Annotated in this window: 13 protein-coding genes and 1 pseudogene; 5 read left to right on the top strand and 9 right to left on the bottom strand. The window is 44.7% G+C overall.

The genetic code is table 11. The features are described 5' to 3' along the window. Nucleotides 1-4 precede the first annotated feature (4 nt). Entirely contained in the window at nucleotides 5-460 is a 456-nt protein-coding gene (locus GL182_RS08365; protein WP_163379217.1) for a DUF1801 domain-containing protein, read from the top strand. Between the two features lie 45 nt (nucleotides 461-505). Here GL182_RS08365 and gap read toward each other — a convergent pair whose 3' ends face one another. Beyond that, entirely contained in the window at nucleotides 506-1,510 is a 1,005-nt protein-coding gene (gene gap / locus GL182_RS08360) for a type I glyceraldehyde-3-phosphate dehydrogenase (RefSeq protein ID WP_163379216.1), read from the bottom strand. 245 nt (nucleotides 1,511-1,755) lie between these two features. Between gap and GL182_RS24220 the strand changes: the two are divergent. Further along, nucleotides 1,756-1,946 (top strand): annotated as a pseudogene (locus tag GL182_RS24220) (bile acid:sodium symporter family protein); the annotation flags it as partial. A 110-nt stretch (nucleotides 1,947-2,056) separates the two neighbouring features. Here the strand turns inward: GL182_RS24220 and GL182_RS08355 are convergent. Genes GL182_RS08355 through GL182_RS08340 form a run of 4 tightly spaced genes read right to left on the bottom strand, consistent with a single transcriptional unit; the run spans nucleotide 2,057 to nucleotide 5,928 of the window. Next, nucleotides 2,057-3,094, bottom strand: coding sequence for an aldo/keto reductase (locus tag GL182_RS08355; RefSeq protein WP_163379215.1), 1,038 nt, complete (start codon nucleotides 3,092-3,094; stop codon nucleotides 2,057-2,059). A 12-nt stretch (nucleotides 3,095-3,106) separates the two neighbouring features. Beyond that, the gene (locus GL182_RS08350) at nucleotides 3,107-4,954 is read right to left on the bottom strand and encodes a TonB-dependent receptor (protein ID WP_163379214.1); all 1,848 of its coding nucleotides are present in this window, start codon (nucleotides 4,952-4,954) and stop codon (nucleotides 3,107-3,109) included. Then, the gene (locus tag GL182_RS08345; RefSeq protein WP_163379213.1) at nucleotides 4,951-5,385 is read right to left on the bottom strand and encodes a phosphoribosyltransferase; all 435 of its coding nucleotides are present in this window, start codon (nucleotides 5,383-5,385) and stop codon (nucleotides 4,951-4,953) included. Before GL182_RS08345 ends, GL182_RS08350 begins: the two co-directional genes overlap by 4 nt. A 24-nt stretch (nucleotides 5,386-5,409) precedes the next feature. Then, a complete protein-coding gene (locus GL182_RS08340) occupies nucleotides 5,410-5,928 on the bottom strand; it encodes a hypothetical protein (protein ID WP_163379212.1) in 519 nt (172 codons plus the stop codon). A gap of 168 nt (nucleotides 5,929-6,096) precedes the next feature. Here GL182_RS08340 and GL182_RS08335 point away from each other — a divergent pair, with 168 nt between their 5' ends. The 3 genes from GL182_RS08335 to GL182_RS08325 all read left to right on the top strand — a co-directional run bounded on the left by GL182_RS08335 (nucleotide 6,097) and on the right by GL182_RS08325 (nucleotide 9,809). Beyond that, on the top strand, nucleotides 6,097-7,635 hold the full coding sequence (locus tag GL182_RS08335) for a GH3 auxin-responsive promoter family protein (protein WP_163379211.1): 1,539 nt from the start codon (nucleotides 6,097-6,099) through the stop codon (nucleotides 7,633-7,635). 104 nt (nucleotides 7,636-7,739) lie between these two features. Beyond that, on the top strand, nucleotides 7,740-8,981 hold the full coding sequence (locus GL182_RS08330; protein ID WP_163379210.1) for an MFS transporter: 1,242 nt from the start codon (nucleotides 7,740-7,742) through the stop codon (nucleotides 8,979-8,981). A 30-nt stretch (nucleotides 8,982-9,011) separates the two neighbouring features. Then, a complete protein-coding gene (locus GL182_RS08325) occupies nucleotides 9,012-9,809 on the top strand; it encodes a hypothetical protein (protein WP_163379209.1) in 798 nt (265 codons plus the stop codon). A 35-nt stretch (nucleotides 9,810-9,844) separates the two neighbouring features. Here GL182_RS08325 and GL182_RS08320 read toward each other — a convergent pair whose 3' ends face one another. The 4 genes from GL182_RS08320 to GL182_RS08305 all read right to left on the bottom strand — a co-directional run bounded on the left by GL182_RS08320 (nucleotide 9,845) and on the right by GL182_RS08305 (nucleotide 16,183). Beyond that, on the bottom strand, nucleotides 9,845-10,891 hold the full coding sequence (locus GL182_RS08320; protein ID WP_240469744.1) for a glycoside hydrolase family 113: 1,047 nt from the start codon (nucleotides 10,889-10,891) through the stop codon (nucleotides 9,845-9,847). A gap of 1 nt (nucleotide 10,892) precedes the next feature. After that, on the bottom strand, nucleotides 10,893-12,356 hold the full coding sequence (locus GL182_RS08315; RefSeq protein WP_262889326.1) for a BCCT family transporter: 1,464 nt from the start codon (nucleotides 12,354-12,356) through the stop codon (nucleotides 10,893-10,895). 265 nt (nucleotides 12,357-12,621) lie between these two features. Next, complete coding sequence (locus GL182_RS08310; protein WP_205603611.1) at nucleotides 12,622-14,199, bottom strand: glucoamylase family protein; 1,578 nt, start codon at nucleotides 14,197-14,199, stop codon at nucleotides 12,622-12,624. 16 nt (nucleotides 14,200-14,215) lie between these two features. After that, nucleotides 14,216-16,183 (bottom strand): glucoamylase family protein, encoded by a 1,968-nt coding sequence (locus GL182_RS08305; protein ID WP_163379208.1) that lies wholly within the window; start codon nucleotides 16,181-16,183, stop codon nucleotides 14,216-14,218. Between the last annotated feature and the right edge of the window lie 26 nt (nucleotides 16,184-16,209).

The following is a 16,209-nucleotide window of genomic DNA, read 5'->3' as shown; positions in this document are numbered from 1 at the left end:
GAATATGTCCCATTCTCCTGTAGACATCGCCGCATACCTGGAAACGATTCCTGAAGACAGAAAAAAAGCCTTCGAAAAATTGAGACAAACCATTATCGATCATATTCCTGAAGGTTTTGAAGAAACCATCAGCTATGGAATGATTGGCTATGTGGTCCCCTTGGATAAATATCCCAAAGGTTACCATGTAGATCCTAAGCTGCCCTTACCCTTTGTGAACCTGGCCAATCAGAAAAACTACATCGCCCTCTACCACCTGGGATTGTACGCCAATGAGGCACTATTGAACTGGTTCAGGGAGGAATATCCCAAATATAGCAGCAGGAAACTGGATATGGGGAAAAGTTGTATCCGGTTCAGGCAAGTAGATAAGATCCCCTATGAACTGATAGGGCAGTTGATGGAAAAAATAACCATGGAAGAATGGGTCAAAAGTTACGAAACAGGACAAAAAAAATAGGGCTGAAGGAAACTTCAACCCTATTCATCTATGTCAATGCCAATATTATTTATTGGCAATATAACTGACCAGGTCCACTACTTTATTGGAATAGCCCCATTCGTTGTCATACCAGGCCACCAGCTTCACAAACTTATCACTAAGCTGAATACCGGCACCGGCATCAAAAATGGAAGTACGGGCATCTCCAATAAAATCATTGGAAACCACTGCATCTTCTGTGTATCCCAAAATGCCTTTCAAATCACCTTCGGCAGATTCCTTCATTTTGGCACAAATTTCTTCGTAAGTAGCTCCTTTTGAAAGCCTAACGGTCAAATCTACCACAGACACATCCGGAGTAGGTACCCTGAAGGCCATACCGGTCAATTTTCCGTTCAATTCAGGAATAACCTTACCAACGGCTTTTGCTGCTCCTGTAGAGGAAGGGATGATGTTTTGTCCGGCGCCTCTTCCACCTCTCCAGTCTTTGGCTGAAGGTCCGTCCACTGTTTTCTGAGTAGCAGTGGTTGCATGCACCGTAGTCATCAAACCTTCTTCGATTCCCCAATTGTCATTGACAACTTTGGCCAATGGGGCCAGGCAATTGGTGGTACAAGATGCATTTGAAACAAAGGTCATATCAGAAGTATAGGAAGATTCATTCACTCCCATTACAAACATGGGGGTATCATCTTTGGAGGGTGCAGACATGACCACCTTTTTCGCTCCGGCTTCTATGTGGCCTTTGGCACTTTCCTTGGTAAGGAATAAACCGGTGGATTCTACTACTATCTCGGCACCCACGTCGGACCACTTCAAATCAGCGGGATTCTTTTCAGATGTTACCCGGATAGCATTTCCATTAACCACTAATTGGCCATTTTCTACAGCTATATCACCCTTAAATTGTCCATGAGTGGAATCATATTTTAGCATATAGGCGATGTAGTCCACATCGATCAGGTCATTGATACCAACAATCTGAATATCATCTCTTTCCTGGGCAGCCCTGAAAACAAGTCTTCCAATTCTGCCAAATCCATTGATACCTACTTTGATTTTTTTCATAATGTAGTTGTCTATTCTTTCGTTTTAAAAGATTGATTAATATTGAAACCCCTATTTCTAGCCCTTTACTATGAATCTAAAATTGAACGATTTAAAATTAGCTAAACCGGGAATTTGAATGGTTGATCCAAAATTTTCAATGGTCAAATTTATAAAAATTTAACTTATCATTGAAATTTTGCTTTTGAATAGTTAAAAAAACTTATCCCTGGCCCGAAGGGTGGATCGAATTTGGAAATTTATATACCAAAACACTTACCATTGAAACGACATTCAAAATTCAGGGCTTGCCTTGGTATTGATTTTCAATTATTTCGACGGCCTGGGTGGCAAGTCAATCATTGCAGGCTGGTGGGGCATCTGGCACATTGTGTCAGAGTTAACCCTGACCGCTCTCTGGAAACGCTTTAGAAATGTTCCAACAGCCATTCAATAAAATTTTAACAGCAATCGTTAAAACCGACCTGTGGTTTTATTTCTCAAAAATCGAGCTGAGGGGAAACTTTCGTTGCCTGTAGAAAAGGCACTCTAAAATTTTCAGCTCAATCAAACTTTATAATACTCTACCAAATTCCCGTCAAAACCAGCCACTTTTTCAACTAACTTGTTCCGGGTGGCCGTATCAAAAGCCTTGAAATTCTTGGCAAATCCTATTTTTTCTTTCAGCATTTCAGCATTATCGGCACCGGTAATCAAAACACTGATGGGCAAAGACCAGGAGAAGTGGACGGCCTCCTCAACGGTTAATGCATGGGGGATGATTTTTGGCTTATCCCCATGGTTGAAATGAGAGGTACCTCCAAAAAAGCCACCGTTGGCCAGGGTCTTCATGGCCATGGGAGCCATTTTCATTTCTACCAGTTTGGGCATCACATTGTTAATAAAACTCTTGTAATTCGGGTCGAATGCATTGATTGGCATTTGACAGGCCTGCAAGAGATCGGTTCTTTCCAACATACGGAGGTGGGCATTGTAATCCGAATGACCCGAAAAACCAACATATCTCACCTTTCCACTTTCCTGAGCTTTCCTCACCACCTCCAATACACCATTCTGAATCCTTCCGTCCACATCTCCGGGGCTGGTAACAGCATGTATTAACCACAAATCCAAATAGTCCGTTTTCATGCGTTTCAGGGTTCCTTCCAGGTGTGCCTCGGCCGTCTTGCCGTTTCTTGCGGTGGATTTACTTTGAATAAAAGCAACATCCCGGTATTTCGGCGTAAGGAATTGCCCATACCTCCTTTCACCTGTCCCATTTCCATAAGATTCTGCATTATCAAAAAACCTTATTCCACCTGCAATGGCTGTTTCAATGGTTTTTTCAGCCTCCATTTCAGACATCCTGGCAATATGGGCTCCTCCCAGACCAAGCATGGTTACCGCCTCTCCGGTACTTCCAAATTTTCTTTGAGGTAGTAACTCGCCCCATTTATCTTTCAAAACAAATTTTCCCATTTTCGTTTGCATGTATTCCGGGACTTCATTAGCTTCTGAAAAACTCATGGGTAACATGATGCCGGCTGTCAGGCTTGCCAATGACTTTAAGAAGGATCGCCTGTTTTTTTCATTTCCTGAATTCATGATTTCTTTGGGTTAAAATTCAACATTGATTCCTGCAGTAATATTTATTCCTGGCATGGGATAGCCACTTTCCATTTGATAGGAAGTGTCCAATAGGTTGTTGGCCAACACATAAAATTTTACCTCTTCTATCAACTGATACGTTAAGTTCATATTCAATAAGGTGTAATCAATCGAGTTGCTTTCAGTACCCAGACTATTATTCAATCCAAAAATTTGTTGAACAAAAGGTACTACTGATAATTTTCCAAAATTTGTACTGGCTTGCATATTGAGGTGATGTTTAGGAGCAAACAATACGTTGTCCGTTCCATCCAGGTAATTGTAGTTAAAAACCAAATGAAACATTCCCACAGGCCTGTACCGGACCTGACTTTCAATACCCTTATTCTTGAATGCACCAGTATTTCTGTTACGCGGTGGAGCAGTGGAAGGGTCCAACTGAATCAGGTTATCCCCTTTGGTGTAATACACTACCACTTCCATCTCCAAGTGCTGGTCAGGCAAAACATGGGTCAGGCCCAGTTCATGGTTCCACATGGTCTCTGGATTCAACTCATCATTGGCAGGTGGAAACAAATACAAGTCTACAACTGATGGGCTTCTAAAAGCCTTAGCCGATGAAATTTTGAGCAGGTTCCTTTGGTTTATTTCATAGGAAAGGCCAAAGCGAGGAACCGTTGATTTTCCAAATTGGGAATTATTGATTTCCCTGACCCCCAGGTTTACATGTAATTTTTCCCACAAGGACTGCTGGATTTGTAAATAAACATCGGTTTGATTGATCCGGTGGGAAACATCCAAACCTGCAGCTGCCTGCGGTGGAAGGCTCTCATTGATGGCTTCCCCCCCAAATCGACTGTGGTCAACGCCCAGGGTAATGGTCTGCCCGGGTATCAGGTGGAGATTCTGATAAAAATTAATTCCCTGGTTTGAATCTGTGGACTCAAATCCGCTGGTAAATTGGTGTTCACCAAAGTTGTGGTAAAAAAGGGCTGCCCCTGAAATTTTATCTCCCTGATTTTCCAACCCTAAGGCAACCCTTCCCCGCAAATAATCCCTTCGATCATCAGATAAGGGGGATGACAAAGTTCCCGGATGAAAATAAATGGCATCGGACAATTGAAAATCAGCAGCGATGCGAATATCCTCCTTCGCCTGATAATTCAGTTTGTAAAAAAGGGCATTGTTTTCAAAGCTGTCATTGGCATCATCCCTGTATCCATCTGTTTTACTGCTATTGACAGAAAGCAAGGATTGCCATTTTCCTTTTTCATAATTTACCCTCCCGGTATAGCTGCGGGTACCGAAACTACCCATACCTGCCTGCAGGTTTCCTGACCAGCCCTCCTCATTCCCCTTATCTGTGATCAGGTTAATGGCTCCTCCCATGGCATTGCTTCCATATAACACGGAGGCAGCTCCCCTAATCACCTCTACCCTTTCAATATCGGAACTATGATAAGCATCAGCAATGGGATGAGAAAAAATCCCCATAAATTGTGGCTGCCCGTCTATCAATACCAGAATTCTATTGTTGGGTGTACCACTGATCCCCCTGATGGAAATATTTCCTCCTGAACCCGGACCTACTCCGAAGCCTACCAGGGAACGTTCATTGAGCATCAATCCCGGAACATGGCGAACCAGGGCCGGAAGTACATTGATGTGTCCGGATTCCTTCAAATTGCTTTTGTCAATGACAGAAATACTGGATGTAACCTGGGATGCCAACTTTGCCATTCGTGTACCCGTTACTACCACCTGATCCAAACCCAAAGTATCTGTTTCCTGGGCTGATAAGGAACCACTCAGACCAAGTAGTAGGCAAAATACTCCGTAGAGAAATCGGTTTTTCATTCCTCTACATTGTTTAGCCAGGGCCAGTTGACACATGATTTTACTTTCGGAAACAAAACCATGTCTGCGGTACCTTTCAATACAAAGGTATGTACCTCATTATGGCACAATTTGTCCTTGATTAAAGCCAGGGTTTTGCCGGTAACGGCCACATCATCCACAACCAGGATACGTGGGTAACTGAAAAAATCCCAGTTAAAATCACCCAGAATCTCCGGGGGGTCATGGATGGGCTCATTGTGGTCATTTCTGTGGCTGGCCCGAATTATTTTCATGGCTACGCCAAGCTGATGGGCAATCATACAGGCAGGAAAAATTCCTCCCCGACCTATGCCTAACACCAGGTCAATTTCAGGAAAATCAAAAGCATATAAAGCCTCACTGATGGCATCAAAGGTTATGTCAATTTTTTCCTGCATCTGTGTTTTCATTAAAGCATAAAATTGTTGTTACGTTTATTCTGATTTTTCTTGCTTTCCCTGCATGACAAAACCCAGGATTACCAGGACAATTATCCCTGGCCAGCCCCTCCCTAGCGATTGGATAAAATAATCGATAGGTGTTTGCGGTAATAAACCCAAGCCGAGAAGCAGGGCGGCCCCTATGCCCTTTGCCAGCAATATCGACAAAATAATGGACCAGAAATTACTCATTTTTTCTCTTAAATAGCCAATAGAGAAGGTGAAAACAGTCAATTCTACAGTCAGTAGAATCATCAGCGACCATTGGTCATTGCCGGATATTAGGAAATTTAAGGCCGGAGAAAGTACAGCCGCAGCCAGTGCCGGGGTTTTCCCAAACAAAATCAAGGCGATGAGGGGAACATAAAACATAGGCAAAAATAGGGCACCAATAGGAACTCCCTGAATGGGAGGAGCCAGATGTATTGCTACCGGTAACAACACCGCTGCCAGCAAGGTAAACAGCGAAGTGAGAAAAGGGCTAGTTTTGTAGTGATGTTGTAAATATTGCATTTGTCGATCGTATTTATGGTTATGAAAATGTAAAGAAAAATTAGCAGGACTGCAATTATATCCTTATTAAAAGCCCTATTTTCAGTAAATTATCTACCAAACTAAAGTGGTCTGATAATTGTAGCTTATGTAATCAGACTTTTACATGCAACAATATATTATAAAATCATGCCCGTAATTGGAGAACTAATAAAAAGAGCCATTGATTTAGGTGATAAACTAAATTCCGAATCCAGGCCTGAAGAAAAACAACTAAAAGTACTACAGGAATTATTGGATAAGGCCAAAGACACCGCCTTTGGGAAGTACCATGGATTTAAAAACATAACTAAATCCAAGGATGCCATATTAAATTTCCAACAAAAGGTACCCTTCCATGATTATGATAGCCTTTATGATCAGTGGTGGAAAAAAATCAGGGAAGGCCATGAAGACATTACCTGGCCCGGCACCAACCGTTATTTTGCAGTCAGCTCAGGAACCACCAGCAACAGCAAATACATCCCGGTCACCGATGACATGTTGGATTCCATTAGGAAGGCAGGCATACAGCAAATCATGACCCTTTCCAAATATGACCTTCCCTCAGACTTTTTTGAAAGGCAGATCATGATGCTTGGAAGCTCCACCGAATTAAAAGAAAACGAAGGTTTTCTGGAGGGAGAGATCAGCGGCATCAGTGCGAGCCAGATACCTTTTTGGTTTAACAATTTCTATAAACCGGGCCCGGAAATTTCTGCCATTGAAGATTGGGACGAAAGGATAGAAAAAATTGCCGCAGTGGCCAAAGACTGGGACATTGGTAGCATCTCAGGCATTCCATCCTGGATAGAGCTGATGATGAAAAGGGTCATTTCCTACCATGGGGTCGATAATATCCATGATATCTGGCCAAATCTTGCGGTCTATACCCCCGGAGGTGTGGCATTTGAACCCCACAGAAAAAGTTTTGAAAAAAACCTGGCCCATCCATTGATATACATAGACACCTACCTGGCTTCAGAAGGCTTCCTGGCCTTCCAGGGAAGGCCCGATACCGATGCGATGGCACTGGTTTTAGATAATGGTATATTTTTCGAATTTGTACCTTTTGAGCCGGAAAACATGGATGATTCAGGTGCCATACATCCCAGAGCAAAAGCATTGACCATCGCAGAAGTGGAAGAAGATAAGGATTATATTCTGGTCATTTCTACCGTGGCCGGTGCCTGGAGATACATGATAGGTGATACGGTATCCTTTACTGACAAAGAAAGGGCTGAGATAAAGATTACCGGTAGGACAAAATTCTTCCTGAATGTGGTAGGTAGTCAACTCAGCGTGCATCAAATGGACCAGGCCATGGAAGCTGTCCAGGAAAAATTCAACATCACCATTCCGGAATATACGGTCAGTGCGGTTCGTGAAAATGGGGAATACCTGCATCGCTGGTACCTGGGAAAAGAATCAGGAGAAGCCAATGAGGAAGAATTAACAGCGTTTTTAGATCAATCCCTGCAAGCAAACAACAAAAATTATAAAGTGGCAAGAAACAAAGCTTTGAAATCCATAGAGGCTAAAATTATTCCTGCTGCCACCTTTATCGCCTACAATGAAAAACAAAAGAAGAAAGGCGGCCAGGTAAAATTTCCAAGAGTAATGAAGGAAGAGGCTTTTGGAGATTGGGAAAATTTTGTTAAAAATTCTACCAGTTTGGCAGATCATTGAAACCAAAAGGAATAAAAATCCATTGTTAATTCAGCCGGTCTGAACTAACAATGGAATCCTTTTAGTGAGGAGATTGGCTTTGTATTAACAACAGGTTCGTAGCCATGCTCATTTTTAAATCCCTGTCATCTGCCAACTACCGTTATTTCTTCACCGGACAGGCCTTTTCCAACCTGGGCAATATGATGAAACAGGTGGCGGTTGGCTGGCTGGTATACCGGCTAACCGGATCTGCATTGCTTTTGGGTCTGGTATCCTTCTCAAGAGAAATTTCAGCATTTCTGTTCTCTACGGTGGCGGGGGTACTGGCAGATCGGTACAACAAGCACCGCCTATTAATGGTCTGTCAATCCATCATAGCCCTGAATGCCATAGTTTTGGCCATTCTGACCATCAGTGACAACATAAATTTTCAAACCTTGTTGGTTTTGGAAATAGTCTTTGGCCTGGTAAGTGGAATGGAAATGCCTTCCAGGCATGCCTTTGTCAATGACCTGGTAGAAAATAAAAGCTACCTGACCAACGCCATTGCCTTGAATTCCTCCCTTTTCAATACAGCCAGAATTGTGGGACCTGCACTGGCGGGAATACTGATACCCATAATTGGGGAAGGGTATTGTTTTCTGTTATATGCGGGGGCAAGTGTGGCCGTAGTCGTGATTTTTACTTTTATCCGGTACCAGCCCTCGGGCAAAAGAAACCCGGTAAAAAATTTCAGGAAGGAATTTAGGGAGGGTGCTGTATTTGCCGTCAAAACCAAACACATACGCTTCCTGATCCTTTTTGTAGCAGGAGTTACCTTGATCGGCGTCTCATATATGGTAATCCTCCCCGTGGTTGCGGCTGAGGTATTTCTGGGAGATGCCGTCATCTTTGGGTACATGACCAGTGCGGTAGGAATCGGCTCATTATTGGGAGCGTTTTTTGTGGGCGCCAGAAACAATGTGGTGGGCCTGGATAAATTGATTCTTCTTGGAACGATAACCTTTGGTTTGGGGCTGGCTGTTTTTTCATTCAGTACCATTTTATGGGTATCTTTACTGGCCTTGGTAACCACAGGTCTGGGAAGGGTGATTATTTTCACTGGTTCCAACACTTTACTGCAAACCATTGCACCGGAAGAAAAACGAGGCAGGGTGCTGAGTTTTTATATCATGATGTTTATGGGTGCACTTTCCCTGGGAAGCTTTATAATAGGACTGCTGACAGACTGGATCGGTGCACCACGTACCTTGTTGTTTGGAAGTATGGGGGTTTTACTTATGGGCCTTTACTATGCCAGAAGCCTCCCTTTGCTGAGGAGGAGAACCTACCGTGCCATAAAAAAATCAGAAACATTATCCTGATAAACAGGAGCAACCAAAATCCACTTAAGCATGAAACCATTCCATTTACTTTTAATCAATAGTTTAAGTCTGATCATCACGTTATTCGTCAACTATCTGGGAGGCACGGGAGCGTATCTCGGTAAAAGTGTAGGAGAAATCAGTAGTTTGTATCCCACCATTATCACACCTGCAGCTTATGCCTTTTCCATCTGGGGTTTGATTTACCTGGGCCTGATCGCTTTTGTAATTTATCAGTGGTACACTTATTACTCCGGAAAGCCTTCAGTTTCTATAATCCCCACAGGCCTTTGGTTAACGCTGGCTAACATCTTCAATGCATGCTGGATCTTGGCCTGGACTTCGGAATATATTCTTTTGTCCACCCTACTGATCTCCCTCCTGCTATTGGCCCTGATACGTTTGGTTATCCGACTTCGCCTGGAACTCGATGACGCTCCCCTGCAGGTCATTTTTTGGGTGTGGTGGCCCATTTGTATCTATACCGGATGGATTATCCTGGCTACGGTTTTGAATATTTCTGTATGGATACAAAACAGTGGCTTTTTAGCGGAAACCTGGTCTGAAGGCACCTGGGCAGGGCTGATTTTAATCGTAGCCAGCCTGATTTATACAGGATTAACCTACCTGCGAAACATGCGTGAAGCAGCTTTGGTAGGGGTTTGGGGCTTTGTGGCCATAGGTATGAAGCAGTGGGAGGCCTTGCCTTCCATTGGCATTTTATCTGTTGTGCTGGCAGCCATGTTGTTTTTTATTGCCATGCTGCATGGCTACAAAAACCGTAAAACATCACCGATGGCAAAAATATTAGACAACAAGCAGGGATAAGTTTCTGGTTCAATTCCGATGTAACGAAATCAGCCTTATCCTCCGGGAATTGGCTGTAAAAAATACCTTTGCATGACTTGTTCTGCCAATCTATTTTGTGGGGTAAAATCAGGGCTGGCATTCCTGGATTCAGGATACCATTTCCAAAAATAAACGCCCTGAAACCAAGGTTGGTGCCAGACAGATTCAAAAAATGCGGTATAGCATCGGGCCTGCATTTCCTCAGACAATATGGCATTTTTCCTTTCCCGGGGCCAAACCCAGGGAGAATCTGCCGCATCGAGGGTGTTACAATAACCCAACTCGGTAAATAAAATTGGTTTTTGGTAAAGGTGGTTTATTTTCTCCAGCTTGGGTAAAATTTTTTCCCAGCCCTGTCGCAATTGATTCAAGGTAGGATCTTCACCTACTGAAAGTGGAAAATAAGCCTGAATGCCGATATAGTCCAGGGCATCCCAAAACTTTACCGATTCATACTCCGTGAAATTTGCAGCATAGGTCAGTTTTCCGGAATAAACCTCCTTAACAGCGGTGATAATCTCCCGCCAGTCATTTTCCCGTTCACTGGTTTTCTCCAACTCTGTACCTATACACAGCAAGGGAAGTTTTCTTTCTTCAGCAAGTCTGGCATAATAAACGATGAAAGCCTTATACTGCCCAAACCATTTCTTCCAATCCGACTCATTATTCATGGAAATTTCTCCGGGCCAGGATCCCCTTACCCATAGGTGGGGTTTTAAAATGCTTGTAAGTCCCAGTGATTGGGCTGTGTCAATGGTGGTATTAAGGCCATCACTGCTCTCACCCCACCACATTTTATCGGAATGGGTTTCCCACCTGATGGATGGATCTGTCGTATGGGCCTGCCAACCAAACGGGGTTTGGGAAATGTGACTGGCACCTGTCCTGGACAACTTTATCATCTCCCCGCCCTGCAATGGCTCCCTGCTGCCAACCCAACACACACCTCGATGCCTGTCTCCTTCATAGCGGGCCAGGTGTTTTTCATTTATAATTGAGTCACAGGAAATACCCATTACAAGTATCCCTATGGCCACTATACCATTCATCCGTACAGGCATGCTACTTTTTTTGAAACAAGATAAAAAGAAAACTGCTGATCATCAGCAGGTAAACCCAACTAAATGGCAAAGCCATCAATACCAGCATTTGGCTAATGGATTCCAACAACTGCTCCTTGCCAACAAAAATGGTAGCCACGGTAAACAGTACTAGGATCACCCCCCAACCCAGCAGGTTTCTCCTTTTGGGTTCCATGTTTCCATTATCGGCAAAAATCCCCAGCACATAAATGGCAGAATCTATGGATGTAATCAGAAAGGTAAACACCAGGATCAAGCCCAGCAATTTAATTAATCCTGCCTGTGGCAGACTATCAAAGAAAACAAAGATGGACCCGTAAAGGGAATCAAACTGCCCTTCATAAGCTTCCGGGTTACCAATCAATTCAAAAGCCTGGGTGCCGAAAACCGTAAACCAGAAAAATGTTCCCAGAGAAGGCACCAGTAAAACGCCAAAGATAAATTCACGAAAGCTTCTGCCCTTTGAAATTCTGGCAATGAAAACCCCTGTAAAGGGAGCCCAGGAAAGCCAGAATGCCCAATAAAAAAAAGTCCAGTCCATCAGAAAGTCCTGTGCGACTTTCATGGCGCCAAAATTAATACTCATAGGAAGAAAGTCCTTCAGATAGCTTGCAAGGGCCGCATAAAAGTTACCAAATACACCCAACACATCTCCTGCCAACCAGGTAAAGACCATTAAAAACAAGGCCAGGAGAATATTGAATCGGGATAAATTGCGGATCCCATTGCTCAATCCGGTAAAAGCTGAAAGCGTGGCCAGAGATCCAAGAAAAACCACTACATATGCATTATTGGTGTAATTGACATCCAGCATACCAAAGAGTTCTCTGAATCCTGCCAGCAATTGCCTGCTACCCAATCCCACGGCCCCTACCACTCCAAACAAGGTGCTGATGATGGTGATCACATCAATGGGTACAATCAACCAGGGTCGGTGGTATTTCCCATGCAATACAGAAGAACTGAGCATCAACCTTCCCTTTCCATATACAAGAAACCCTATGATCAGGCCAAACATGCCATAAAATGCCCAGGGCGTCAGCCCCCAATGGAAAAAAGTATATTCCAAAGCAAATATTTCCGGGGAAAGTGCAGAAGCCCTAGGGGCTTGAGTATAGTAAAATACTGGTTCCTGAATGGCTCTTAACATCAGCCCGGCACCCATTCCTGTGCTGTAGAGCATGGCTGCCCATGAGAACCAGCCATAGGCCACCGGCCCTTCACCCAATTTGTATTTCCCCAGGGGAGATACAGCGATACCCATCAAAGCCAAAACCATTAGCAAGCCCAGGTAAAGGTAATAGGTACCAAAATAATCCAGGGTAAAGCTTGCGGCTTCCTCTATCCATGCTTTAAATCCTACCGGAAAACTGAATGCCATCAGCAAAAAAATCAGGCAAGCCAGCAGGGAGGCCAGAAATGTAGGTTTGGAAGTTGGTGTCAAACGGATAAAGCTAACTATATGGAACAAATACCATGCATCAGGCCATGTTTTGGGGTCTTTATTGGCAATAAAACCAGCCAGTTTGAAAGCACAGGCAGCGCAAGGCCAGGGTATAATTGAGAACTACAAAACAGTGACCGGTGCCAAAGCCAATTCAGGCCATCCAAGCATTTCTAATGCGTAAACCGGTTTGAATATACAATACAATTTGAAGCTTACCCTTGATACCACCCAAAATATTTCTTGCCTTCTTATTGAGCTTACTTTAATCTGACGTGACAAAGCCCAGTTTTTTCAAGCCCTCCTGAACTTCGGGCGCCTGCATAAACAAATTCCAGCCCAAACCGGAGCGATAATTTTCAATCATGGCAACAATGGGGCCCTGATCTATGGCCAGGTACCTTTTGGGATACCAGCCCTCTTCAGGACTCAGGGCATCATAAAACCCATACCGGCCAAAGGTTTTTTCTCCATAATTGTAATAAAGGTTTTTCAGGACTTTTTTGCTTTCTTCAGGGGTATAGGGCATAGATGAAAGGGCGGCAGTGGGTGATATGACTCCCCTATCATTTCCTGGCCGGTGCGCAGCATAGCCATTGGTGGAATAACTGGCAGTAAGCCCCCATAAATCCTCTCCATAACCTTTAAACCCAGCTTCATTCTCCAGGCACCACTGCCGGTTGATCAGGCTGTGGTTACGGTTATGCTCCCAATAATCCGCATAGTTATCTTTTAATCCTTTTGGGTTCAAGCCCAGATAGGAATAATGTGCCCAAAACAAAGGACCTCCGTATTCCGGAGACCCATTGTGTACCAGGGGAAGGGCATAACCATAAGCTGCACCCTTGTTTTGAATAGCTCCCCCACGTGCCCATCCCTGGTGATACACCTGCTCCGAAACGGCATGGGTTGGGGAAGAAGCTGCCAGCACATAGGTGATCAGACATTCATCATAGCCCCGGATAGCGAAGTCCTTTTGCCAGCCAAAATTGGGAGACCAATGCCAATACAATACATCTTGCCCTCCCTGGGTGTGCCAGTCCCATTCCATTTCCTTCCACAAGACATCAATTTTGTCAGCCAGGCTTTGCTCCCTCTCACTGCCCTCCCGGTAATATTCCCTTACAGCAAGCAAACCTTGCATCAAAAAAGCAGATTCGACCAGATCTGCCCCATCATCATCCTGTCCGAAGGGTTTGACTTTGCCAGTCTCTCCATTAATCCAATGGGACCATATACCGTGAAACCGGTCAGCATTGGCCAAAAAATCCACTATCTTTTCAAACCGGGCCAAACCTTCTTCTTTACTGATCCACTCCCGGTCCAAGCCGGCAAGCAAGGCAAAGAGTCCAAAGCCGGTACCTCCCGTGGTGACCACCTGTTGGTCATTTTGCGGATATACTCCGTCCATATGAATTCTCTCCCGGGCCATGCCGGAATTAGGTTCAGCCCCCTCCCAAAAATAGCGGAAAGTATAATATTGAACCATGTCCAACAACTCCTCCTCACTCATGGTCCGAGTTTCTACCGCTGCCTCTCCGATGAGGTGCGTGCCTTCCTCCATCTGGGCTTCAATTTTATAATGCAAACCCAGATTTTTTCCCAAATCATTTACAAAGTCCAGGTATAGGGTGTCGGTCAATTCGGCTCGCCTGGAATAGTTCCCATCTTCCTTCCTGACGTACACGGTGTATTTCTCAGCCCCTGCCTCAGGATGCCAACTCAATTCCACGTGCCGGTCATATGCCTTTGTTTCAATTCCTTTGCCGGTACCAGATTTTTGCATGCAGGAATACCCATTTAACAACAGGATCAATATCGAGCAATAGGTAAGTAATTTCATGATTCAGCATTTAGAGTTATTCGTAGGTAAATTCCAGTTTTTCCAGGCCGGAATCTATTTCTTCATTTTGCATAAAATGATTCCAAAGCAAACCTGTACGGTAATTCTCAATCATTAACAAAATTGGTCCCTGATCTATGGCCAGGAAATCGGTTGCAAACCACTGACTGGTAAGATCAAATGCATCCAAAAAGCCCATTTCTCCCCAGAGCCTGTCCCCCAGTTGATAATAAAAAAACTCCAGGGCTTCCATTGATTCCTCTGGGGTATAGGGCATTGAAGACAGGGCCGCTGTTGGGGTAATCACGCCCAGGTCCCGGGTAGGTGAGTGCGCAGCATAGCCATCCGGATTATCACTTGCCGTTAAACCCCAGGACTGCTCCCCGTACCCAACATAGGAAAGGGGATTTTGGATGCAATGGGCCCTGTTGATCAGGCTATGCCTTCGGTTTTGTTCCCAATAATTGGCGTAGCGGTCCACCAAATTTCTGGGATCCAGCCCTAAAAAAGAATAATGGGCAAAAAACAGGGGTCCCCCCCTTTCCTGTCCGAGAGGAAGGACGAATCCGTTGTAGGATTGTCCATTTTGTATGGCTCCATTCCTGGCCCAACCTTCGTGATAGACTGCTGCCTCTATCGGATAGGTTGGGGAGGCAGCTGCCAGTACATAGACAATCAAAGCTTCGTTATATCCCGAAACAGGCAGGTTCATGGCCCAACCCAGGTCTGCTGACCAATGCCAGAATAGTTGGTTCTGCCCTCCCCTGGTATACCAATCCCATTCTACTTCCTCCCAAAGCTGAGTAATTTGATCCCGAAGTATTTTCTCCCCGGCCTGGCTGCTATCCAGATAGCTGCGCACAGTCAATAGGCCTTGCATTAACAAGGCTGTTTCCACCAGGTCACCTCCATTGTCCAGACTACTGAAAGGAATGGTCTTTCCGGTATTGCCATTCAGCCAATGGGGCCAGACTCCATGAAAACGATCCGCCTGCTGAAGGAAATTCAGTATTTTGGATAGCCTGTCAGTTCCCTGTTTCCGACTGATATAGCCCCTCTCCATGCCGACCACAAGGGCCATGAGCCCAAAGCCGGAACCACCGGTGGTTACCAGATCTCCTGAGCTGCTTCTTTCCCTGGCCATGCCACTCTGGGGATGGGCAAAGTCCCAGAAATACCGAAAGGTCTGAGATTGAACCTTATCCAGCAGGGTATTTTCATCCAGCAACGGGAACTTCGGTTCATCTGTGCCCTCGGAATAAAAAATGAGTTCAAATCCTTCTACTTCAATCTCACTCTGGAAACCCTGAGCGGCAGCAAAAGAAAAAGTAAACTGTCTCAAACCATTTAAGGGGGCCGAGGACTGAATTTGGTAATGCACTGAATCCTTTACATGGCTTACCTTTACAGGGAGCTCGCCTTCTCCCTTTTCCTCCAGCCGGATAGATTCCTCCCGCAATACTACCTTACTGGAAAAATGAAGGTCCAGTTGAAAATCCCGTCTTGCTCCTACCCAGTGCCTGGCACCAAGGTGATCTGCCCCCAGAAGGCTAAAAGACTGCACCGAAACAGACCCTAAGAGGGTAGTAAATACCCACTCGCTACCCGGGTAAGTCTGTCCATTCTCACCGGTTAATCCTGAATGGATTTGCAGCTTGTAGGTAGTGCCCTGTTTCAGCAGTCCTACCGGGAGCAACCTGATGGTCCGGCGTTCATTCAGAAAATTGGTATTAAATGGTACTTCATCACCGGAATCCATATCTGTTAACTCCAGGTTTCCGGAAACGGAATTTGATGAAAGGGGAATGGTGAAATGAAGGTGAATGGGCTGATCCAAAGGAACGTCTGTCAGGGGCTCATTCCCCGGAACTTCCAGCTCTCCTATGGTCAGGCTGCTCAATTCCAAAGCAGGCCCATCCGTCTCTTCCTGATGACAGCAACAAAAAATTAAACCTGATAATAGGATAAGGATCTGATGTTTCATGGTAAAAAAACAGCAGAAGGAATCCC

The sequence above is a fragment of the Cyclobacterium sp. SYSU L10401 genome, from assembly GCF_010993705.1.
Classification (GTDB): domain Bacteria; phylum Bacteroidota; class Bacteroidia; order Cytophagales; family Cyclobacteriaceae; genus Cyclobacterium.
Note: the sequence above shows the minus strand (reverse complement) of the source record. Positions and strands in the feature narration are given on the sequence as shown.

Coding starts and splice junctions, on each gene's coding strand:
- GL182_RS08345 (WP_163379213.1), bottom strand. CDS start 5,385: ATGAAAACACAGATGCAGGAAAAAATTGACATAACCTTTGATGCCATC.
- GL182_RS08305 (WP_163379208.1), bottom strand. CDS start 16,183: ATGAAACATCAGATCCTTATCCTATTATCAGGTTTAATTTTTTGTTGC.
- GL182_RS08330 (WP_163379210.1), top strand. CDS start 7,740: ATGCTCATTTTTAAATCCCTGTCATCTGCCAACTACCGTTATTTCTTC.
- GL182_RS08355 (WP_163379215.1), bottom strand. CDS start 3,094: ATGAATTCAGGAAATGAAAAAAACAGGCGATCCTTCTTAAAGTCATTG.
- GL182_RS08350 (WP_163379214.1), bottom strand. CDS start 4,954: ATGAAAAACCGATTTCTCTACGGAGTATTTTGCCTACTACTTGGTCTG.
- GL182_RS08340 (WP_163379212.1), bottom strand. CDS start 5,928: ATGCAATATTTACAACATCACTACAAAACTAGCCCTTTTCTCACTTCG.
- GL182_RS08335 (WP_163379211.1), top strand. CDS start 6,097: ATGCCCGTAATTGGAGAACTAATAAAAAGAGCCATTGATTTAGGTGAT.
- GL182_RS08365 (WP_163379217.1), top strand. CDS start 5: ATGTCCCATTCTCCTGTAGACATCGCCGCATACCTGGAAACGATTCCT.
- gap (WP_163379216.1), bottom strand. CDS start 1,510: ATGAAAAAAATCAAAGTAGGTATCAATGGATTTGGCAGAATTGGAAGA.
- GL182_RS08325 (WP_163379209.1), top strand. CDS start 9,012: ATGAAACCATTCCATTTACTTTTAATCAATAGTTTAAGTCTGATCATC.
- GL182_RS08320 (WP_240469744.1), bottom strand. CDS start 10,891: ATGCCTGTACGGATGAATGGTATAGTGGCCATAGGGATACTTGTAATG.
- GL182_RS08310 (WP_205603611.1), bottom strand. CDS start 14,199: ATGAAATTACTTACCTATTGCTCGATATTGATCCTGTTGTTAAATGGG.